Consider the following 21,495-nt stretch of genomic DNA (forward strand, 5'->3'; position numbering starts at 1 on the left):
GTTCAGTTTTCAAAGAACTAAAAGCGGGTGAAGAGAATCGAACTCTCGACCAGAGCTTGGAAGGCTCTTGTTTTACCACTAAACTACACCCGCGTGGTCGGGAAGACAGGATTTGAACCTGCGACCCCCTGGTCCCAAACCAGGTGCTCTACCAAGCTGAGCCACTTCCCGTAATTGGCGCGCCCGAGAGGAGTCGAACCCCTAACCTCTTGATCCGTAGTCAAACGCTCTATCCAATTGAGCTACGGGCGCTTATTCATGATGTTTTTTCGTCGTTGTAATTTGGCGACTCAATTATCTTATCATACTACATTTTCAAATGCAAGTACTTTTTTAAGATTTTTTTGATGCGGCCGAGAGGACTTGAACCTCCACGGGGTTTCCCCCACTAGGCCCTCAACCTAGCGCGTCTGCCGTTCCGCCACGACCGCGCGGAAAAAACAAAAGTGAGCCATGAAGGACTCGAACCTTCGACCCTCTGATTAAAAGTCAGATGCTCTACCAACTGAGCTAATGGCTCGTAAATGGCTGGGCTAGCTGGATTCGAACCAGCGCATGACGGAGTCAAAGTCCGTTGCCTTACCGCTTGGCTATAGCCCATCGAAATAATTATCTTCTTTTCAAAGACAAATGTTATTGTACCATAATGTCCAATAAAAAACAACTGCTATATAGCAGAAGTTAAAATGGCGGTCCCGACCGGGGTCGAACCGGCGATCTCCTGCGTGACAGGCAGGCATGTTAACCACTACACCACGGGACCATTTGGTTGCGGGGACAGGATTTGAACCTGCGACCTTCGGGTTATGAGCCCGACGAGCTACCGTGCTGCTCCACCCCGCGACAATACTATTCATATAAAATTATATGGTGGAGGATGACGGGATCGAACCGCCGACCCCCTGCTTGTAAGGCAGGTGCTCTCCCAGCTGAGCTAATCCTCCAAAAGTGGTGACCCGTACGGGATTCGAACCCGTGTTACCGCCGTGAAAGGGCGGTGTCTTAACCACTTGACCAACGGGCCAATATGTATGGCAGAGAAGAAGGGATTCGAACCCTCGCACCGCGTTAGCGATCTACTCCCTTAGCAGGGGAGCCCCTTGAGCCACTTGGGTACTTCTCTGTATGGCTCCGCAGGTAGGACTCGAACCTACGACCGATCGGTTAACAGCCGATAGCTCTACCACTGAGCTACTGCGGAATAATGAAGACAATTTGTATCTTATAAAAATTCCCTCTGTAAGTCAAGAAGTTTTTAACAACATCTTGTTCAAACGTGACATGTTTATAATATACTGGATTGCGTTTTTACTGTCAAGATGTTTTCGATATCGGTTTGAGTTTCCCTTTACACTTTCCACAGACATATCTTTTTGTATTTATTTGACGCCTTCTTACATATTGAAGTGAACACTCCATACATTCATACTTATAAATCTTTTTTTCCTTCTCTTCATTAATCATTTGTTTACAAAAACGTGGTGCATCAACTTTCTTTAACAACTCACGGAAATCCCTGTCCCTGTGCTTATACCCTCTTCCTGCAATATGTAAGTGATAATGACAAAGCTCATGTTTAATAATCCCGACTAACTCTTCTTCACCATACACTTCGTAATATCGATAATTCAGTTCGATATTATGACTCTTCAATAAATAACGCCCACCAGTTGTACGTAATCTATTATTAAACACTGCTTTATGTAAGAACGGCCTCTCAAAGTATTGTAGTGACACTTCTTCCACTAGTCGCTGAATTTCTTGCTCATCCACTCTCATTCCTCCTAAACAAAAAAATATTTTTACACTTTTCTCCCTTCTTATACATATATTAAATAGTACATATACCCATCCTCATGTAAGAAACGTGGTTTCTAAAAACAAAACATGAATAGAAATCCACTCACCAACCTCTCATCAATAGCATTTTAGATTTTTGAGAGCAGGATTAAACAAGGAGGGATTCCTATGCCTACGTGGCTAAAAAAACAAATGCAACGTGCATATTTCGAAAAAAACCGGTATCAAATTAAATTATTAAATGAATGCTGGTTTTATTATAGCAAAATACATCAAAGCTCATAATCCATTACACTTTTTATTCCATAAAAAAAGAGCAGTTTCGTCTGCTCTCTTCTCTTACTATTCAATCGGCAACATAGATAGTGCAACGCGTCCTTTTTTTGTATCAATATCATCTACCCATACTTTTACAATTTGCCCTACTGATACAACATCTAACGGATGCTTTACAAACTGTTTGCTAAGTTTAGAAATATGTACTAAACCATCTTGCTTTACGCCAACATCAACAAAAGCACCAAAATCAACAACGTTACGAACTGTTCCTTCTAATTCCATACCACGTTTTAAATCTTCTAATTTCAAAATCCCTTTTTTCAGAAGTGGTTTAGGCAACTCATCCCTCATATCTCTTTCTGGACTAATAAGCGCATCTATAATATCAACTAACGTCGGCTCCCCAACTCCTGTTTCTTGAGATAACTTAGAAATCTCTACTTCTTCCAATCTCTTTTGTAATTGCGGTTGTCCTACGTCATCTATCGATAACCCTAGACTCTTCAATAACAATTCAACATTCTTATATTGCTCTGGATGAATACCTGTTCGATCTAATGGATTCGCTCCTTCTAGTATACGTAAGAAACCTATACATTGTTCATACGTCTTTGCACCTAAACGCGGGATTTTCTTTAATTCCGTGCGCTTCGTGAATTTCCCATCTTCTTCTCTCTTTGCCACAATATTTTTCGCAACAGTTTTCGATAAACCTGAAACATATTGTAACAATGCAACCGAAGCCGTATTTACATTAACCCCAACTTGGTTAACAGCTGTTTCTACTACAAATGTTAATGACTCATTCAGTCTCTTTTGAGATACATCATGTTGGTATTGTCCAACCCCAACTGATTTAGGATCAATTTTCACAAGTTCAGCAAGTGGATCTTGCAGACGTCTTCCAATAGAAACGGCACTTCTCTCTTCAACTTGTAAATTTGGGAATTCCTCACGAGCTAAATCAGAAGCTGAATATACACTAGCACCCGCTTCATTTACAATAATATAAAAGACATCTCGGTTCACACTTTGTAATACATCTACTATAAACTCTTCTGTTTCTCTAGATGCTGTCCCATTACCAATTGCAATCATTTCAACTTGATATTTATCTATAATAGAAAGAACTTTCGTTTTTGCATCATCATATTTACGAACAGGTGGATGCGGATAAATAACATCGATATGTAGTACTTTCCCCGTATCATCTACTACAGACAATTTACAACCAGTTCTATATGCCGGATCTACCGCTAGCACGACTTTCCCTTTCATCGGAGGTTGTAATAATAAGTTACGTAAGTTCTCAGAGAAAATATGTATCGCTTGTTCTTCAGCTGTTTCTGTTAATTCTTTACGAATTTCTCTTTCGATTGAAGATTGAATTAATCGTTTATAACCATCTTCAATCGCTAATTGTACATAATGTGCACTTTTCGAATCGTTATCACGAATTACTTTCTTATTTAAGAAAGTTACTATCTCATCTACTGGCGGAACAACAGCAACTCTCAATATATCTTCTTTCTCGCCACGATTCATTGCTAATACACGATGTGGTACTACTTTTTGCAATGGTTCTTCATAACTGTAATACATTTCATATATATTCTTTTCATCTTTTTCTTCATCTTTCACGGACGAAGACATAACACCTTTTCTAAAAGTAACATTTCGAATCCAACTACGATACGCAGCTTCATCTGAAACCATTTCTGCAATAATGTCTTGTGCACCTTGTAAAGCTTCTTCTGCAGATTGCACTTCTTTCTCTACATTAATAAATTCCACTGCCTTTTTAGCCGGATCTTCTTTCTTATATAACAATAACCATTCAGCTAATGGTTCTAATCCTTTTTCTTTAGCAATTGTCGCTTTCGTTCTTCTTTTCTCTTTATATGGACGATATAGATCTTCTACTTCTTGCAACTTTGTAGCTTTAACAATTTGCTGTCGTAGCTCTTCTGTCAGTTTCCCCTTCTCATCAATAAGACGAAGAACTTCTTCCTTCCTATCTTCAAGTTGCATCATATATTGCCATCTCTCTAAAATCGTACGAATTTGCACCTCATCTAAAGAGCCTGTCCATTCTTTTCGGTAACGAGCAATAAATGGAACTGTGTTACCTTCTTCTGTTAATTGAATAACATGACGAACTTGCTTTTCGGTAAAGCCTAATTCTTTCACTAACATTTTCATTAACGCTTGTCGATTATCTACCATTTCCATATACAACCGTAACCTCCTCTATAATAAAAAAAGTTGCCCTTCAAAGAGAGCAACTTAAACTGCCGATTTAAAAATCTATTAGTCCTAAACTAATTTGTAACGCTTCATCTACACGACTCATCATCACTTCATCCAAATGAGTGATTTTGTCCGTTAAGCGTTGCTTATCGATTGTTCGAATCTGCTCAAGTAAAATAACAGAATCTCTCTCAAAACCATACTTTTTCGCATCAATTTCCACATGAGTGGGTAATTTCGCTTTTTGAATCTGTGCAGTAATAGCCGCTACAATCACCGTTGGACTAAAACGATTTCCGATGTCATTTTGAATGACAAGAACCGGACGAACGCCTCCTTGCTCAGAACCAACAACTGGGGAAAGGTCTGCAAAATACACGTCGCCGCGTTTTACAATCAAAATATTACCCCCCGCTAACTAAGCGTTCTACTGTATGAGCTGCTTCATACTCTGCTAAGAAAGCTTCAGATGCAATACCAAGATTAATTTTTCCCATTTCAATGTACCCACGTCGCATTGATTCATGTTGGTAGCGTTTCTTCGTCTTATGTTGACGCAATAACAATTGTGTTGCCTGGCAAATTAGTTCATGGCGATTCTTATTCTCTTGTTTTCCAATTCCGTCCAATTCCGTTACCATTTGCTTTGGCAACCGAACCACGATTTCAGTAGTTACACTTGATTCGGACACAAAAATACACCTCCACCGTCAACTACACACCCAAATATATATATGACACCTATTGTAATAATACCATTGTATGGAGCCTGTTGCAAAGACTTCCTTATTCCTTGCTTATGTTTTCCAATTCACAAACAAAACATTCATCTTCTTAAATTTTTTATCTCATAACTAACTAAAAACAATAGAACTCCTCTTCAAAACTTACGTGCAACTTATATAAAAAATGATTATAAGTAAAAAGCTTCTCATCAAAAAGAGCTTATTATCCAGCAATGAACAGTCACTCCAATGACAAGAAGCAATCATACTACCTTCTATATATTGTTCAAGTAATTAATTATCTCTACAACCTTACCATTCCGTATAAATATTCTTGGCACACGGAAACTGATCGTTGCAATAATTTCATAATTAATAGTCCCTGAGTATTCCGCAACCTCTGTAGCGCTAATATACTCATCTCCTTGCCTTCCAATAAGCGTAACTTTCGTACCAAGTGGCACTTCACAAGGAAGATGAATCATGAACTGATCCATTGTTACTCGCCCTACAATCGGTACCCTTTTACCATTTATAAGCACTTCAAATCCTTGTAACCTTCTAAGCCACCCATCTGCATAGCCAATCGCTACAGTCGCAATCCATTCTTCAGTTTTCGTTCGATAGGTGACGTTATAACTAATTCCATCACCTTTAATTACCTGTTTAATATGAGCAACTTTCGTATGAAGTGATAGCGCCGGTTCTAATTCAAATGGTAAAAAAGGACGTATTTCTACAGAAGGAGATAATCCATACATTGCAATCCCAATTCGCACTGCATTAAATGTAATCCCTTGAAAACGTAACGTCGCAGCACTATTAGCTGTATGAACAAACTTAGGATCCACTCCGAATTCTTTCAACCAACTTAACTGCTCCAAGAACGTGTTATATTGCTTATCAAAATACGAAGTCTCAACCTCATCTGCCGTTGCAAAATGCGTGTATACTCCTTCTAACTCTAAAAACGGTGCACCCTCTAAACTCTTTAAAAATTCTTTTAGCTCTTTTCTTTCACGTATTCCAATTCTCCCCATACCACTATCAAAGTTAATATGGAATTTCATTACAGATGAACCATCCCAAAGTTTAATTGCTTCTTCCACCCATTCTTTTTGAAAAACAGTTAGCGCTACATCATTTTCAGCAGCTACATTTACATCACGCGGCGGCGAGGGACCTAACACTAAAATCGGTTCAGTAATACCAGCCCTCCGAAGCACTAAAGCTTCATCTAAAAAAGCAACAGCTAACCTTGTTGCACCTGCTTCTAATGCCGTTTTAGCCACCGGTACATAATCGTGCCCATATGCGTTTGCTTTAACTACAGCAAAAATCTCTACATTACTTGGGATGAACTCTTTAATATGTGTAACGTTGTTATAAATGGCATCTAAATCCACTTCCACCCAAGTGTCACGGTAAAATGGTGCTTCTTCCATAAATACACTTCCTTATACACGATATGCGAAGCTTATTCTTTTATATGCTTCTTTTATGAAATCCACCTTCAAACTAAGAAAAGACGTGGTGCACATATATCACCACGTCTAAGAAGTTTACTTCACCTGCTTCGCTGTAACTGAACGAGCAACCATTAACAGCTCCTTCGGCTCTAAACCTTTAGACACGAGCATATATTCTACTCCGTTATGCGACCACGTTACAGAGTCTTTCGTCAATGCACCAATCGTAAACCCAAGATCAACTGGTTCTCCACTTACACTTACCGCTGATGATGCCTCTGCAACTTTTGCCTTTTCTTGTATTAAAGTAAAGGATTTCTTATTTCCAGTGTATGTGAGTATCGCACGCTTGCCACTGTCTGTCTTCAACTCTTTTTCATCTTTCAGAGTCATACCTTGTGGTGTATCAAGTGGATACAAAATAGCAAACGGTTTGTCTTCTTTCGCTGTTGTTTGAACATCTACCTGTGCTCTAGACATATTTTGTTTCGTATCAAATGCACCTTTATCAAATTTCGCATCGAATTTCACTTTAGAGAAATCTACTTTCACAAGAACATTTTGATCATTATCCATTAACTTCACTGAAACTGGAGTCAAGTCGCTCTTATTCAATGTAATCTCTTGTCTCGGCAACATATTTTGATGTTGATAGTTTGTTTTTGTTTTAAAAATATAATACTTATCTGTTTTCTCAAAAGTAAGGTTTTTCTTGTCCTGCAAAATATCTCTTACAAGTGATTCATATAAATAAGCCTGGCTACTATTTTGCGGCCAATCACTTTGAAAACGGAAGCTCTTATTAAGTGCTGGCGTTAATACAAATACACCTTCTTCATTTCTCAAAATAATTTGGCTCTGATCTTTTTTTGCATTTTTTAAATTCACACGATAAAAAGACGGTTCCTTATGCCAAATCTCTACGTTATATTCTTGAGGCTCATTGCCTGTTTTAATAGATAATTTTGCCTCAGCTTGATAACTTTTCATCCCTTTTACTTTTGATTCTAAATCTCTCACGACATCATCTTGCTTCTTTTCCATACAACCCGCCAACACAAAAACGGTCAACAAACCGACAAGAACTAAAAACAGACGCCTTTTCATCAATTCAGCCCCTTTGCCCCTATAAATGAATGGAAGATGTACCTTCCTTATCGCTACCTCAAATATATGAGACAAAGATATAAAATATGCAGACTAGCGTGACGAGCTTTCTAAAACAACTTGAGCAACAGCAAATTCCTTACTATGACTAATTGATAAATGAACAATATACTCTGTACTTGTAATCAGAATTGGCTTACCTCTTTCATCATTTTTCACTTCAATATCTAAAAAACTCACTTCTTTTCCGATACCAGTACCTACAGCTTTTGAATACGCCTCTTTCGCTGCAAACCTTCCAGCTACAAACTCTGTAAGACGACTTCCTTTCAGCTCCATAGCAACATTACGTTCATTTTCCGTTAAAATACGTTCCATAAATTTAAGCTTTCCATCTAGCATTTTTTCAATACGATTTAATTCAATAATATCGATACCAATCCCTATAATCATTTCGAAATCCCCTTCTTCTATTTAACTTTCTTCTTTCATATTGATAAGAATAACAGAGAATCTTTCTGATGCAAAAGGGGTGAAAGTAACCGTATGCTAATAAGATCCACTCATATTTCTTTACAACCGACTATTCTTACCTTACTTCTTATTCATTTAGTCATGATGATATTAGGCGACTTTTTTCTCTTACCACTGGCAGCCTCTAATGAATATATCGCTAAAGGAGAATGGTGGCGTGTCATAACTTCTCTTCTCGTACACGTAGACTTACAACATTTTCTTTCTAATAGTATTTTTTTGTTCGCTCTTGGTTCTTCTATCGAAAAGCAACTCGGACACTTTTCTTTTTTTATTCTATTTTTTCTCTCTGGAATTTCTGGAAATATTTCTTCTTATATTATTATGCCGCTTGAATATATTCACGCAGGTGCATCAGGTGGTATTTTCGGTCTATTAGGTGCACAGTTATTTTTATTGTACAATCGATACCGCTCTTCAAAACCAAAAGAAATTGCCATTTTCTCAATTATGATTCTTCTATTACTACTATTTACTTTCTTTAACCCTTCTGCCAATCCGATCAGTCATTTAACAGGTTTAATAACCGGTGGCATTTTAACCCCTTTTTTAACCAAAAAAAACGATGGTGCAAAGCTTATTTAATATAAAAGCTTGCACCATCGATAATTTCTACATCTACTTGTTCACTTAAATCTCTCATTAATTGAAATAAAGACTCATCCTTCATCTTCGCCTCAATCATACAATCAATTTGCGGAACACTTCCCTTTATCCTTCTTAAAAAAGATAAAAATGCCTCTACATTAATATAATCTGCATGAGCTCTTGGATCTTTTCCCTCTCTAGGGCTAGAGATATGCATTTTAACCGGCAACAAAGACGTTTCCCACGTATGAACGACACGTGCCCAATCTTCATACCAATCTTCTTGCTCATTATTCATCATATGGTGATGCAAGTCAAATACGACGGGAATATCTAATTTTTCTCCTAAATATAATGTTTCCTCTAACGTAAAGGTTGTATCATCATTTTCTAATATAATCATTTCTTGAATACCCCTTGGGACATTAGACCAATTCTCTATAAAGCGCTCTAATGCAAGTTCTTTATCTTTATATCCTCCTCCGACATGCAGTACACATCGTTGCTTATGTTCAATCCCCATGCCTTTTAATAATTTTTTGTGCATCTGCAATGTTTTTACAGATTGTTTAAAAACACTCTCCTCAGGTGAATTTAGTACAACAAAATGATCTGGATGGAAATCAATTCTCATATTCATATGAACTGCATATTCACCTAGTTTTTTTAAATTTTCTTTTAAAGGACGAATATAGTTCCACTCTAGCAATTCCTCATGATTCGCTAAAGGAATGAGCTTTGAACTGAGCCGAAAGAAAGATATGTCATGCCCTTTATTATGCTTTAATAAACGTAAACAATTTTCTAAATTGGAATTAGCAATTCTTTCAAGTTTACGAATTGCAGCAGCACGATCATCTAATTTCTGAAACTGTGCATACGTCATCGTTTGAGATGGAGATGCATTCTTCAAATGTACACTCATCGCAACGTAACCAAGCCTTACAAGCATATAACAGCCCCTTTTCTATCATAACTATTATGTAGTATGCACAATTATAGAAATAAAAAAAGAGAATGCCCGCAAAGGGCATTCTCTTTTTTTTATTAAGCTTGTGGACGGCTATGATGTTTTCTTTCGCCGCGTCCATTTGAAGAACCAGGGCGACCTTGGCCTTCACCTCTACGACCACGACTACCACCATCACGATTGCGATCACGGTTTCCGTCACGATTACGTCCATCACGGTTACGGTCACGATTACGTCCATCGCCACCGCCGCGTGCATCACGACTACGATTACGGTTACCATCACGGTATCCGCCTCCGTTACCGCCGCGTTTTTTAGAACCGCCGCCTCTTGAAACAACAGGTGGTTCTGATGTTAAAGCGATCGGAGTTGTATCCGGCTCTTTAGTCATCATTTTTAAAGCAGCAGCTACTACTGTTACAGAGTCATTTTCTTCTAACATTTCTTCTGCAATACGCTTGTAGTATGCTAAGTTTTCATTTTCAATTGTGCTTTGAAGCTTTTCAGCGATTAAACGTTGTTGACCTTCTAATGCCTCGTCAAGTGTCGGTGCATCCATACGGTCCATTTTACGTTTTGTTGTACGCTCGATATTTTTTAATTGTCCCGATTCACGTGGTGTTACAAATAGCATTGCAATACCTTTTTTACCTGCACGACCAGTACGACCGATACGGTGAACGTATGATTCTGGATCTTGTGGAATATCGAAGTTATATACGTGCGTTACGCCTGAAATATCAAGACCACGTGCAGCAACGTCTGTTGCAACAAGAACTTCAATAGAACCTTCTTTAAATTTACGTAATACAGACATACGTTTCGCCTGAGTTAAATCACCGTGAATACCTTCTGCAGCATAACCACGTAAGTTTAATGCTTCTGATAATTCATCAACACGACGCTTTGTACGACCGAATACGATTGCAAGCTCTGGAGATTGAATATCTAATAAGCGTGTTAACACGTCAAACTTTTTCTTTTCTTGCACTTCTAAATAGAACTGCTGAATGTTTGGCATTGTTACTTCTTTTGCTTTTACTTTAATGTGTTGAGGCTCAGTCATGAAACGCTCAGCAATACGGCGGATTGGATCCGGCATTGTCGCTGAGAATAGTAATGTTTGATGTGTTTCTGGCACATCTGTTAAAATTGCTTCAATGTCTTCAATGAAGCCCATGTTTAACATTTCATCCGCTTCGTCAAGAACAACTGTCTCTACGTTTTGCAGACGAAGTGTTTTACGGTTAATATGATCTAAAATACGACCCGGCGTACCAACAATAATGTGTGGGTGTTTTTTTAGAGCACGAATTTGGCGGTTAATATCTTGACCACCATAAATTGGTAAAATGCGAACACGTTTATGCTTACCAATTTTGTATAATTCTTCTCCAACTTGAATTGCTAATTCACGCGTTGGCGCGATAACAATACCTTGAACCGATTCTTTATGTGTATCCACTTTATCTAATAGTGGTAATCCGAATGCTGCTGTTTTCCCTGTACCTGTTTGCGCTTGCCCAATAATATCTTTACCTTGCAATGCATGTGGAATTGTTTCAGCTTGAATTGGTGTAGCCTCTTCAAAGCCCATACTTTCAACAGATTGCAGTAAAGAATCACTTAATCCTAATTCTCGAAATGTTGTCAATGTTACTTCTCCTTTTCTATCCTATACTTATCATTTAAAAAAAGGCGTTTTCCGAATTTGCGGAAAAGCCCTTTTCCTGAATGCTCACGTATATAAACGGGCGTATATTCTTCACGAAAATACTTCTAAACGTTATTACACTTTATCAATTATAAGTTTTGTATGTGTAAAAAGCAAACCCAACTGTTACCTTATTTTCATATTCAGAGTTTTTTTCTTCACTTTTATTTTTTTATATTTACTGTAAGCGCTTATTATAAGTTTCTTCTATTTTCGTAACTATCATCCCTATTTATATACACCAATTATTTCAACATCGTAATTACTTCTTCTAATTTCATACCGCGAGATGCTTTTATTAATACAACATCTTTCACATCGACTACTGCTTGTAAATCTTTTACTAACTCTTCTTTATTATCATACGCCTTTACACGTTCATTAGGGAAATTAATTTTCGCTCCTTCAGCAATTTGAGCCCCTAATCTACCGTATGTGAATACATGCGAGATTTTTGCTGGATCGATTAATTTTCCTACCTCATAATGGAACTGTACTTCTTGATCTCCAAGTTCTAACATATCACCGAGCACAACGATTTTTTTAGCAAAACCATCTAAACCATTCATTAAATGGAATGCTGCTTCCATAGCCGTCGGACTTGCATTATAAGCATCGTTGATAATTGTTAAACCACTATTTGTTTTCACAATTTCCATACGCATGCCCGTCATTTGAAGTGTTACTAAACCTTCTTTCATCTCTTCCCACGTTACACCAAAATGTTTCGCAATTGCCATTGAAGCAAGTGTATTATACACATTATGTTTTCCTAACACCGGTAAGTAGAATGAAATATTTTCATCTCTATTCATTTTGAAATGTGTCCCAGTTGCTTGTAATGTTACAGTCGTTGGATAATAATCGTTTGCTCTTGCATCACCAAACGTAACCGTTTCTGTTGCTAAATTCATTTCAGGAACACGATTCGTTAATAAAGGCTCATCTCCGTTATATACGAACACGCCACCTTCTTGTAACCCTGTAACAATTTCTAATTTCGCTTCAGCAATTGCCTCACGAGATCCTAAATCCATTAAATGTGCCTCACCAATATTCGTAATGATAGCTGCATTAGGACGAGCTAACTTAGATAAGAATTCAATTTCGCCTCGGCTTGACATACCCATCTCTAATACTGCTACTTCTGTAGTTTCTTCTAAGTTTAAAATGGTAAGAGGTAATCCGATATGGTTATTGAAGTTCCCTTCTGTTTTTTGCACTTTGAATTTAGTCGCAAGAAGACTTGTTACAATATCTTTCGTAGATGTTTTACCGTTACTACCCGTTACACCTACAACTTTAACATCCAATTGATCACGATAGTTTTTCGCTAACATTTGCAATGCGGATAGCGTGTCTTCCACAAAAATAACCGGAAGATTCTCAGGTGGATTCGCTACATCTTTCATCCATAATGTAGCCACAGCTCCATTTTCAACAGCTTTATCTACAAAAGCATGTCCATCAAAGCGCTCCCCTTGAATCGGAACATACAAGTTTCCTTTTTCAATTTTTCTTGTATCAATAGACACGCCTTGAATAGTAATTCCCTCATATTGCTCTGCTAATCCAGTACCATTTACCATCTGTTCCACTTGCTTTAACATTCGCTTTATCATATAGAAACGCTCCTTACATAGAGGAAGCACTATTCCTACGAATAGTGCTTCCTCCTTTTTTGTTAGATTGTATATTTAATTTTTTGTTTTTCTTCGTGACGTTCAATCGCTAAACGAATTAGCTCTTCGATTAATTCTGGATACGGTAACCCAGTATGTTGCCATAATAGAGGGAACATACTGAACGGTGTAAATCCTGGCATTGTGTTTACTTCGTTAATATACACTTCTCCATCTTTCGTTAAGAAGAAATCAGCTCGCGTTAAACCTGCACCGTCTAATGATTGGAATGCAATAATTGCATCACGCTTAATTACATTAGATTCTTCTTCTGTCATTTCAGCTGGAATAATTAGCGCCGTATCACCATCGATATATTTCGACTTATAATCATAGAAGTCCTTTTTCGGAACGATTTCACCTACAACTGAACATTTCGGCTCATCATTACCTAGTACCCCAACTTCTACTTCACGACCTACAATATTTTCTTCTACAATAATTTTGCGATCAAATTGGAATGCCTCTACAAATGCATCCTCAAGTTCTTCACGATTTTTACACTTATTAATACCAACACTTGAACCAAGGTTCGCTGGTTTTACGAAGCAAGGATATCCTAACTTATCTTCTACTTTAGAATAAGCTTCCTCACGATTTTTTTCCCATGCACTACGAATGAAGGATGCATATTTTGCTTGTTTTAAACCAGCCTCTGCAAAGATGTTTTTCATAACAACTTTATCCATACCAGCAGATGATGCTAGAACACCATTTCCTACATAAGGGATATTCATTAATTCTAATAGTCCTTGAACCGTTCCATCTTCACCGTTTGGTCCATGTAGTAATGGGAAAATAACGTCAATAGCATTCTCCTCAGAAGCTGCAGATGGGATAATTTCTGTACTTAATGATAACGGAGAAATCGCATTTTCTGCACCGCTCATTTTTAAAGCTTCAACATCTGTTACTTCGCCTTCAATACGCTCACCGCGTACCCATTGACCTTGTTCTGTAATATAAATTGGATGAATCTCGAATTTATCTTGATTTAACGCTTTAATAGCAGCAAGAGCCGTCTGTAGCGAAACTTGATGCTCAGCTGATTTTCCACCATATAATAAACCTAATTTAATTTTCGTCAATGAAATCACCCTAACCAATTGTTTTCATTTTTCTATTTTAGCACTTTTTATAAAAATAGGTAGTTCCTATTTGAAATAAAATGTAACTTCCATAAATAATTAAATAACATCACTTATTGGTTTTTCATTTCATTTTCTATATAGCTACACAAAATAAAATGGCAATCTAATCTAGTTATGTACCTAAAATATGTAGAAATCCCCTTTTTTGTGTATATCACCTATTCACTAAGAAGATTGTTTGGTTAGTGTGTCTTTTTGCCTTTGCTCCACAAGGCGATCTAAAGAAACATATACAATACCTGCAACTACACATCCTACAGCTAAAATTGTAAATAGAAAGTGACCAAGTAATCGATCTAATAAAAAACCTCCCAAAAGTGGACCAAATGCGCTTCCTGTAATCCACTGCAAACTTGCAGCTCCCATATAAGTCCCTCTCAAATGCTCAGGGGCCAAATTTGCTACAAATGTCATCTGTACAGGCGACATAATCATCTCACCTAACGTATATATAGCATAAACGAACAGTAGTGTTATTAAAATAATTGTAGCATTTGTATTAAATTCTCCAAACCACTTCGGTAACCACCCTATAAAAAATAATCCAATCCCGAATAAACATGCACCATATAACATCGTCTTCCCGACTGGTTTGTCCGTAGCCCATTTTGAAATTTGAAACTGGAATAAAACAACTAATAGTCCGTTTAACGCCATTAAATATGGATATGGATTATTCGTTCCAAAAATACGCTTCATTTCATTATCAAAATGTAGTGGCAGCATGCCTTCCGTTTGAGAAAACCCCATCGAAATGATAATACCTGCTAATAAGTAAATCATTAATGCCTTATCTCGCATTAAAATTTTCCAAACTGCCCCAGATTCCTTTTCTTTATGTTCTTCCTTATCTATCCTCTTTGGCATCGTCTCTTGAATAAGAAGTAATACAAGTAACGCATAAAATAGCATTGTAGAAGAGGCAATAATAAATACAAGGTTCTTTGACAACACAACTACTGATGCTCCCATTATCGGACCAATCGCAGCACCTATATTGTGTCCCATTCGTAATAAACCATATGCCTCTGTTCTTTTTTCTGGTGCCGTTACATCCGCGACCATAGCTGATGCAGCTGGATGAAATAAAGAATTACTCAACCCTAAAAAAATAGATAAAATTGCATACGGAATAAATCCTTCTATAAATAGAAAACCGAGCATTAATAATGCATTACTTGCCATAGAAAATATCATAATAGGCTTTCTTCCATATATGTCAGCAATTCTCCCTCCTATAAGTGATCCAAAGCTTGCAGCAATTGGAGAAAGCGCCATAATAACCCCAACTTCCAACAACGAATCTACCTTATCTTTTAAATATAATGCAAAAAAAGGCATTAACATCATCATTGCAATTCCATTTAACGTCTCTCCAATAAATCGAATCCATACGTTACGGTCCATCTCCCTTAACTCACGCCACGTATTTTTCATCATTCCACCCCTTTAGTTAGCCAACAATTATCTTATAACAAGTTCAGAAAAATGTAAATTTTCAAATAAAAAAATCCATTCTAACAGAATTAGAATGGATTTTTTCGCTTATAAATTTGCAACATCTTCTTCTTTTTTACTATTATTTAAAGCACTATGTTTTCGGCTATATAAGAAGTAAACCGCTATACCAATAACCATCCATATCCCAAAACTAATCCACGCTGTCCCTGATAATTGAAGCATTAAGTATAAACAGAAAATCACTGTTAATGCTGGTAAAAATGGTACAAGCGGAGCCTTAAATGCCCTTGGTAAGTCTGGATGAGTTCTTCTCATTACGATTACCGCAACAGCTACAAGTGCAAATGCTGACAATGTCCCCATATTTACAAGATGTGCTAAAACATTTAAATCTATTAATCCTGAAATCAGTGCCGCAATAATCCCCGTTGTCCATGTATTTAAAAATGGCGTTTTAAATTTCGGATGAACTTTAGCAAGACGCTTCGGCAGTAAACCATCTCGGCTCATCGCATAAGAAACACGAACTTGCCCATACATCATAACTAGCATTACTGTTGTAATTCCTGTAATTGCTCCTACTGAAATTACCCCCGCTAAACCATCTTGTCCAATAAATTGAAGTGCAAAAGCAACTGGATCTGATATATTTAGCTGGCCGTATGGAACAATTCCTGTCAAAATAAGCGAAACAACGATATAAAGAACTGTACAAATTAATAACGATGCAATAATACCAATTGGTAAATCACGTTGCGGACGTTTCACTTCTTCTGCCGCTGTTGAAACTGCATCAAATCCTATAAATGCGAAGAATACTGTAGCCGCTCCAGCCATTACACCATCTAAACCAAATGGCATAAAGGGCGTCCAGTTTTCAGGTTTCACATAATTAAAACCAGCAAAGATAAAAATAAGAACAACTGCTATTTTAATAAATACCATAATGTTATTTACTCGTGCACTTTCACGAACACCCCTAGATAAAAGAACTGTCATCACTAAAATAATTAGAACTGCAGGTAGATCAATTATTCCACCCTTTCCTGTACCAGGAGCCGAGGAGAGAATAGTCGGAATGTGAATTCCAAACCCCTTTAATAAAGATTGAAAATATGCAGACCAACCGTTTGCTACAGCAGATGTAGCAAGTAAATATTCAAGCATTAAGTCCCAGCCAATTAAAAATGCGAACACTTCCCCCATCGTCGCGTATGTATACGTATACACACTGCCCGAGACAGGAACTGAAGAAGCAAATTCAGCATAACAAAATGCAGCAAAGGCACAAGCTAACGCGGCAATCGCAAATGATAATATAATAGCTGGCCCAGAATGTTTCGCTGCCACAACACCCGTTAGAACAAAAATACCAGTTCCAACAATTGCTCCGATTCCAAGCATAGTTAAATCTAGCGCACCCAATGTTCTTGCTAACGTTTTTTGCTTACTTTCATGCATTAACTTTGCAATTGGCTTCTTTTGAAAAATTTGCTTCATCTTTCACTCCTCCAAGTTTTAAATTTTCTGAAAATTTTTAATTCGCTTTTTTATTTTACTCATTACGCTTTTCCTAGTCAATACTTTTGTCGAAACAAGTAGAAATTCTTCTGAATATGCACGATCCTTATTATTCTTTCTATATATCTTTCCATTATTTTTTTGGTATTATTATACATGTCGATTCCGTGAAAAAGGCATGCCCCCTTATTGAGAGCATGCCTTTTTTACTTATTTCACAGTATATGAACCTTGTTCAATCCAGCTATACATATACTTTTCATCTTCTGTTTCATGTGCTTGTTTTACAATACGAAGCGGACGGAATGTGTCTATCATAACAGCTAATTCAAGCGTCTCTTTCTTCCCTATACTTGCCTCTGTTTTCCCCGGATGCGGTCCATGGGGAATCCCGCTCGGATGAAGTGTAATAGAACCTTCTTCCACACCTTTGCGACTCATAAAGTTTCCTTCTACATAGTAAAGAACTTCATCACTATTAACATTACTATGATAATATGGTGCTGGAATTGACTCTGGATGATAATCGTATAAACGTGGTACGAAAGAGCAAATAACAAAATTATGTCCTTCAAATGTTTGATGTACTGGCGGTGGCTGATGAATGCGCCCTGTAATTGGTTCAAAATCCTCTACATTAAATACCCACGGATATAAATAGCCATCCCATCCAACAACATCTAACGGGTGGTGTCCTAAAACATGTTTATGCATATAGCCTCTTGATTTTGTCATTACGACAAACTCGCCTTTTTCATCATATGTCTCTAATTTTTCTGGACCACGAAGATCTCTTTCACAAAACGGACTATGCTCTAACAATTGTCCGTATTCATTTCGATAACGACGCGGCGTTGTAATTTGGCTATTTGCCTCTACAACAAGAAACTTAGTCTCTCCTTCATCTGGAATAACACGATAAATCGTTCCAATTGGAATCGTTACATAGTCGCCTTTTCTATAGTGAATCGTTCCAAACATCGTTTCAATTTTCCCTGTTCCATAATGAACAAATAACATTTCATCGCCATCACCATTACGATAGAAATAATCCATTTTTTCTGTTGGACTCACTACTCCAATTAACAAATCTTCATTTCCAAGTATGAAATTCCGTCCACTTATTGCATCACCACTTTTTTTACTTTCTTTCGTTCGAAAGTGGCGATGAGAAAGAGCAACATCCTCTTCATACTGCAACTGACAAGAATGCGATAATGCAGAATGACCTACTTCTGTTGGCATATAATGATGATACAAAATAGACTGCGTACCAGAAAAACCTTTTGTTCCCATTACCTGTTCACGATAAAGCGACCCATCTTTTTTACGAAATTGTACATGTCGTTTATGAGGTAGTTCTCCCATGTGACGATAAAACATGCCCATCACCCGCTTCCTTTTCTTTTTTGATCGTATTACGTAGTGTACCTAAACCAGTAATCGACAGTTCTACAACATCTCCATCTTGTAGCCACTCTTCTGTACCCAGTTCTAAAATACATCCTGTTCCTACTGTCCCAGAACCAATCACATCTCCTGGATATAACGTAACGTCCTCTGAAGCACGTTCAATCATTTCAGCAAATGTATAGTAAATATCTTGGAAGTTTCCTTTTGATAATAGTTTTCCATTTACATGAGCAGTCATTTCTAAATTATATCGATCACCATTACGATAAACGTCTAATTCCTCTTTCGTAACGAGATGTGCTCCTAATGAAGTTGCAAAGTCTTTTCCTTTCGCTGGACCGAGACCTACTTTCATTTCTGTTGCTTGTAAGTCTCTCGCACTCCAGTCGTTCATAATACAATAACCAAAAATATATTCCTCTGCTTGCTCTCGAGAAATATTTCGCCCTTCTCTTCCTATTACGCAAGCAATCTCCAACTCATAATCAAGCTGTTTAGACTTTTTCGGACCAATTACAAAATCACCGGAACCAATTACAGCACGATGATTAGTAAAATAAAAAACCGGAATATCATACCATTCAGGCACAACATCTAATCCTCTTCGTCCACGAGCTGTTTTTACATGTTGTTCAAATGCGTAAAAATCTCGAATACTACTCGGATTAGGAAGAGCAGCTGTCAATTGTACTTCTTCTAAAGCATATATACCCTTATTTGGATTCTTAATATTCCGCACTACTTCTACATACTCATCCGCTTTCTCTAAAAAATCCATCATAGAAGAAGGGATTTTCCCTTCACTAGCAAGATTCATATCTATTACTTTGTCACCTTCAAGCCATCCAGCCCGTAGTTCTTTTGAAGGAAGACGAAATGTAACAAATTTCATCCTGATTCCTCCTTATAAAAATGAAATTTCCACCAGCAAAGGGACTTTTGCTGGTGGATACAAATCTTATAAGTTTCCGCGACGCTCTTGTTCTCTTTCAATTGATTCGAATAACGCTTTAAAGTTTCCTTCACCAAATCCACGAGAACCTTTGCGTTGAATGATTTCAATAAATAAAGTCGGACGATCTACAATTGGTTTCGTAAAGATTTGTAGTAAGTAACCTTCATCATCACGATCTACTAAGATCTTTAATTCTTTTAACTTATCAATTTCTTCATCGATTTTTCCAACTCGTGCAGTTAGCTCATCGTAATAAGTATCAGGTGTATCTAAAAACTCCACCCCATTTGCACGAAGCGCTTCAACTGTTTTAACAATATCACTTGTTAATAAAGCAAGATGTTGTACACCAGCTCCATTATAGAATTCTAGATACTCTTGAATTTGTGACTTTCTCTTTCCGTCTGCTGGTTCGTTAATAGGAAACTTAATACGACTTCCATTCGTCATAACTTTTGACATTAACGCCGAATACTCTGTACTAATATCGTCATCATCAAAATGAATCATTTGTTTAAAGCCCATAACATTCTCGTAATAACTAACCCACTCTTCCATTTTTTCAACATTACCAACTACATGATCAACAGCAATTAAACCAGACTCCTCAAATGGAATATTAAATTCTACCTTTTGGAATCCTGGCATAAATGCCCCTTTATAATTTTTACGCTCTACAAGCGTATGAATTGTATCACCATACGTACCAATAACTGCTTTTTTCAATGTACCGTCCTCATCTGTTAATTCCTGCGGTGGAGCAATTGCGACGGCACCACGTTTCACTGCTTCTGAGTATGCTTTATCAACATCATCAACAAGTAGTGCCACATCCTTCACGCCATCACCATGAGTCTTTACAAACTCTGCAATACGATTTTCACTACTTAAAGCCCCAGACACAACGAAACGCATATTTTTTTGCACAAGAACATAAGATACCTTTTCACGGTTTCCAGTTTCTAATCCAGAGTAAGCTACAATTTTGAATCCGAACGCTCTCGCAAGATAATAACTCGATTGCTTTGCATTCCCTACGTAAAATTCCAAATGATCTACATCACGTACTGGAAAAAAGTCCTCCATTTGTGCAGCTAGCGTATCCATAGATTTTTGTTTCATAATATCTTCATCCCCCTGTAAATAGATTAAATGGTCCATACTTAAAACCAACCGAAAACGCTTCCAACATTAATTAATAGAAATTAGTTAGCAAGCTAACAAATTCTGACCTTTAAAATTTTCTATCTTTTCTGTCAAATTCCTCTTTTTTTCTTACATATAAAATTCGACTTTTTTCTCTTTGAAATAAAGCGGGATTTTATTCAGTGGATTTTTGATTATTCGTTGAATCAAGTTTCAACCGCAGCGTTTAATTAGCCATGAATGCTGGATAATGAGGTAACTTTAATACTTGAGGGTATATAAGAAGAATATAAAAAAGACTCCAACATATTAACTACTTACTAATACGTTAGAGTCTTTATTTTTTTTGAATGATTGTATTTATATATCTCATACTAATACATTTGCAAGGAATAGAATAAATGATGTTAATATTACCGCTCCACCTAAGGATCCTAATAAATCTGTTTTTGTTACTTGAAACACTTGTTCACTGTTCATATCCCTCATTCTCCTTCCTTTTTTGTTTAATTTAAAACTTCTATTATACTAATACACTTGATAAAAATACGATTAATGCTGTTAATACTACCGCTCCACTTGCTGATCCTACGAAGTCACCTTTTGTTACTTGTAATACTTGCTCTTTCATATCTTTCATTCTCCTCTCTTTTTCTTTTGTTACAAATCTTCTATTATACTAATACGCTTGATAGAAATACGATTAACGCTGTTAATACTACTGCTCCA

At 37.1% G+C, this 21,495-nt stretch carries 21 protein-coding genes and 12 tRNA genes; 2 read left to right on the forward strand and 31 right to left on the reverse strand.

From position 1 onward, the window contains the following. Positions 1-22: 22 nt before the first annotated feature. The 13 genes from ABWK52_RS03195 to ABWK52_RS03255 all read right to left on the reverse strand — a co-directional run bounded on the left by ABWK52_RS03195 (position 23) and on the right by ABWK52_RS03255 (position 1,773). A tRNA-Gly gene (locus ABWK52_RS03195) sits at positions 23-93 on the reverse strand. 1 nt (position 94) lies between these two features. Next, positions 95-171 (reverse strand) — tRNA-Pro (locus ABWK52_RS03200). Positions 172-175: 4 nt separating this feature from the next. Beyond that, a tRNA-Arg gene (locus tag ABWK52_RS03205) sits at positions 176-252 on the reverse strand. Between the two features lie 96 nt (positions 253-348). Next, positions 349-431, reverse strand: a tRNA-Leu gene (locus ABWK52_RS03210). 16 nt (positions 432-447) lie between these two features. Further along, positions 448-520, reverse strand: a tRNA-Lys gene (locus ABWK52_RS03215). A gap of 5 nt (positions 521-525) precedes the next feature. Then, positions 526-600: transfer RNA gene (locus ABWK52_RS03220), tRNA-Gln, on the reverse strand. An 87-nt stretch (positions 601-687) separates the two neighbouring features. Next, a tRNA-Asp gene (locus tag ABWK52_RS03225) sits at positions 688-763 on the reverse strand. 3 nt (positions 764-766) lie between these two features. Continuing rightward, positions 767-843, reverse strand: a tRNA-Met gene (locus ABWK52_RS03230). A gap of 25 nt (positions 844-868) precedes the next feature. After that, a tRNA-Val gene (locus ABWK52_RS03235) sits at positions 869-944 on the reverse strand. Positions 945-949: 5 nt separating this feature from the next. Then, positions 950-1,024 (reverse strand) — tRNA-Glu (locus ABWK52_RS03240). 8 nt (positions 1,025-1,032) lie between these two features. Continuing rightward, positions 1,033-1,123, reverse strand: a tRNA-Ser gene (locus tag ABWK52_RS03245). Between the two features lie 3 nt (positions 1,124-1,126). After that, positions 1,127-1,201 (reverse strand) — tRNA-Asn (locus ABWK52_RS03250). A 113-nt stretch (positions 1,202-1,314) separates the two neighbouring features. Beyond that, on the reverse strand, positions 1,315-1,773 hold the full coding sequence (locus ABWK52_RS03255) for a SprT family protein (protein WP_000344240.1): 459 nt from the start codon (positions 1,771-1,773) through the stop codon (positions 1,315-1,317). Positions 1,774-1,968: 195 nt separating this feature from the next. Between ABWK52_RS03255 and cmpA the strand changes: the two genes are divergently transcribed. Continuing rightward, entirely contained in the window at positions 1,969-2,085 is a 117-nt protein-coding gene (gene cmpA / locus ABWK52_RS03260) for a cortex morphogenetic protein CmpA (RefSeq protein WP_001143642.1), read from the forward strand. Between the two features lie 57 nt (positions 2,086-2,142). Here the strand turns inward: cmpA and ABWK52_RS03265 are convergent, their stop codons facing one another. From ABWK52_RS03265 to acpS, 6 genes are all read right to left on the reverse strand, one after another. Further along, positions 2,143-4,311 (reverse strand): Tex family protein, encoded by a 2,169-nt coding sequence (locus ABWK52_RS03265; protein WP_000426236.1) that lies wholly within the window; start codon positions 4,309-4,311, stop codon positions 2,143-2,145. A 67-nt stretch (positions 4,312-4,378) separates the two neighbouring features. Continuing rightward, positions 4,379-4,729, reverse strand: coding sequence for a type II toxin-antitoxin system endoribonuclease NdoA (gene ndoA / locus ABWK52_RS03270; protein ID WP_000635965.1), 351 nt, complete (start codon positions 4,727-4,729; stop codon positions 4,379-4,381). A gap of 4 nt (positions 4,730-4,733) precedes the next feature. Beyond that, positions 4,734-5,021, reverse strand: a complete 288-nt coding sequence (locus ABWK52_RS03275; protein WP_000004570.1) for an antitoxin EndoAI — start codon at positions 5,019-5,021, stop codon at positions 4,734-4,736. Positions 5,022-5,329: 308 nt separating this feature from the next. Further along, the gene (gene alr / locus ABWK52_RS03280) at positions 5,330-6,499 is read right to left on the reverse strand and encodes an alanine racemase (RefSeq protein WP_000390617.1); all 1,170 of its coding nucleotides are present in this window, start codon (positions 6,497-6,499) and stop codon (positions 5,330-5,332) included. Positions 6,500-6,616: 117 nt separating this feature from the next. Next, positions 6,617-7,567: a LolA family protein gene (locus tag ABWK52_RS03285; protein WP_002060618.1), complete on the reverse strand. Its 951-nt coding sequence runs from the start codon at positions 7,565-7,567 to the stop codon at positions 6,617-6,619. 156 nt (positions 7,568-7,723) lie between these two features. Beyond that, a complete protein-coding gene (gene acpS / locus ABWK52_RS03290; RefSeq protein ID WP_000583417.1) occupies positions 7,724-8,083 on the reverse strand; it encodes a holo-ACP synthase in 360 nt (119 codons plus the stop codon). Between the two features lie 93 nt (positions 8,084-8,176). Between acpS and ABWK52_RS03295 the strand changes: the two genes are divergently transcribed. After that, on the forward strand, positions 8,177-8,749 hold the full coding sequence (locus ABWK52_RS03295) for a rhomboid family intramembrane serine protease (RefSeq protein WP_000908523.1): 573 nt from the start codon (positions 8,177-8,179) through the stop codon (positions 8,747-8,749). Here the strand turns inward: ABWK52_RS03295 and uvsE are convergent. The 12 genes from uvsE to ABWK52_RS03355 form a co-directional block, all read right to left on the reverse strand. Continuing rightward, positions 8,742-9,704: a UV DNA damage repair endonuclease UvsE gene (gene uvsE / locus ABWK52_RS03300; protein WP_000961161.1), complete on the reverse strand. Its 963-nt coding sequence runs from the start codon at positions 9,702-9,704 to the stop codon at positions 8,742-8,744. The two genes, ABWK52_RS03295 and uvsE, sit on opposite strands and share 8 nt — an antisense overlap. 95 nt (positions 9,705-9,799) lie before the next feature. Next, a complete protein-coding gene (locus ABWK52_RS03305) occupies positions 9,800-11,377 on the reverse strand; it encodes a DEAD/DEAH box helicase (protein WP_000206584.1) in 1,578 nt (525 codons plus the stop codon). Between the two features lie 305 nt (positions 11,378-11,682). Continuing rightward, on the reverse strand, positions 11,683-13,059 hold the full coding sequence (murF, locus tag ABWK52_RS03310; protein WP_000595964.1) for a UDP-N-acetylmuramoyl-tripeptide--D-alanyl-D-alanine ligase: 1,377 nt from the start codon (positions 13,057-13,059) through the stop codon (positions 11,683-11,685). Between the two features lie 62 nt (positions 13,060-13,121). Beyond that, entirely contained in the window at positions 13,122-14,207 is a 1,086-nt protein-coding gene (locus ABWK52_RS03315; protein WP_000161427.1) for a D-alanine--D-alanine ligase, read from the reverse strand. A gap of 228 nt (positions 14,208-14,435) precedes the next feature. Then, complete coding sequence (locus ABWK52_RS03320; protein ID WP_000799714.1) at positions 14,436-15,707, reverse strand: MDR family MFS transporter; 1,272 nt, start codon at positions 15,705-15,707, stop codon at positions 14,436-14,438. Positions 15,708-15,815: 108 nt separating this feature from the next. Next, positions 15,816-17,231, reverse strand: coding sequence for an amino acid permease (locus ABWK52_RS03325; RefSeq protein ID WP_000809349.1), 1,416 nt, complete (start codon positions 17,229-17,231; stop codon positions 15,816-15,818). A gap of 231 nt (positions 17,232-17,462) precedes the next feature. Beyond that, a complete protein-coding gene (locus ABWK52_RS03330; RefSeq protein ID WP_013141710.1) occupies positions 17,463-18,635 on the reverse strand; it encodes a homogentisate 1,2-dioxygenase in 1,173 nt (390 codons plus the stop codon). Further along, a complete protein-coding gene (locus ABWK52_RS03335) occupies positions 18,601-19,557 on the reverse strand; it encodes a fumarylacetoacetate hydrolase family protein (RefSeq protein ID WP_000674008.1) in 957 nt (318 codons plus the stop codon). The genes ABWK52_RS03330 and ABWK52_RS03335 overlap by 35 nt, the downstream gene beginning before the upstream one ends. Positions 19,558-19,623: 66 nt before the next feature. Next, positions 19,624-20,742: a 4-hydroxyphenylpyruvate dioxygenase gene (hppD, locus tag ABWK52_RS03340; RefSeq protein ID WP_000810922.1), complete on the reverse strand. Its 1,119-nt coding sequence runs from the start codon at positions 20,740-20,742 to the stop codon at positions 19,624-19,626. Positions 20,743-21,135: 393 nt separating this feature from the next. Next, a complete protein-coding gene (locus ABWK52_RS03345; RefSeq protein WP_001083690.1) occupies positions 21,136-21,246 on the reverse strand; it encodes a DUF3948 family protein in 111 nt (36 codons plus the stop codon). Between the two features lie 43 nt (positions 21,247-21,289). Further along, a complete protein-coding gene (locus tag ABWK52_RS03350) occupies positions 21,290-21,406 on the reverse strand; it encodes a DUF3948 family protein (RefSeq protein WP_000654250.1) in 117 nt (38 codons plus the stop codon). Positions 21,407-21,440: 34 nt separating this feature from the next. Continuing rightward, positions 21,441-21,495 (reverse strand): DUF3948 family protein (locus tag ABWK52_RS03355; protein WP_131248054.1); only part of this gene is annotated, 55 nt, incomplete at its 5' end.

The organism is Bacillus sp. AP50, assembly GCF_040492675.1.
GTDB lineage: Bacteria > Bacillota > Bacilli > Bacillales > Bacillaceae_G > Bacillus_A > Bacillus_A cereus.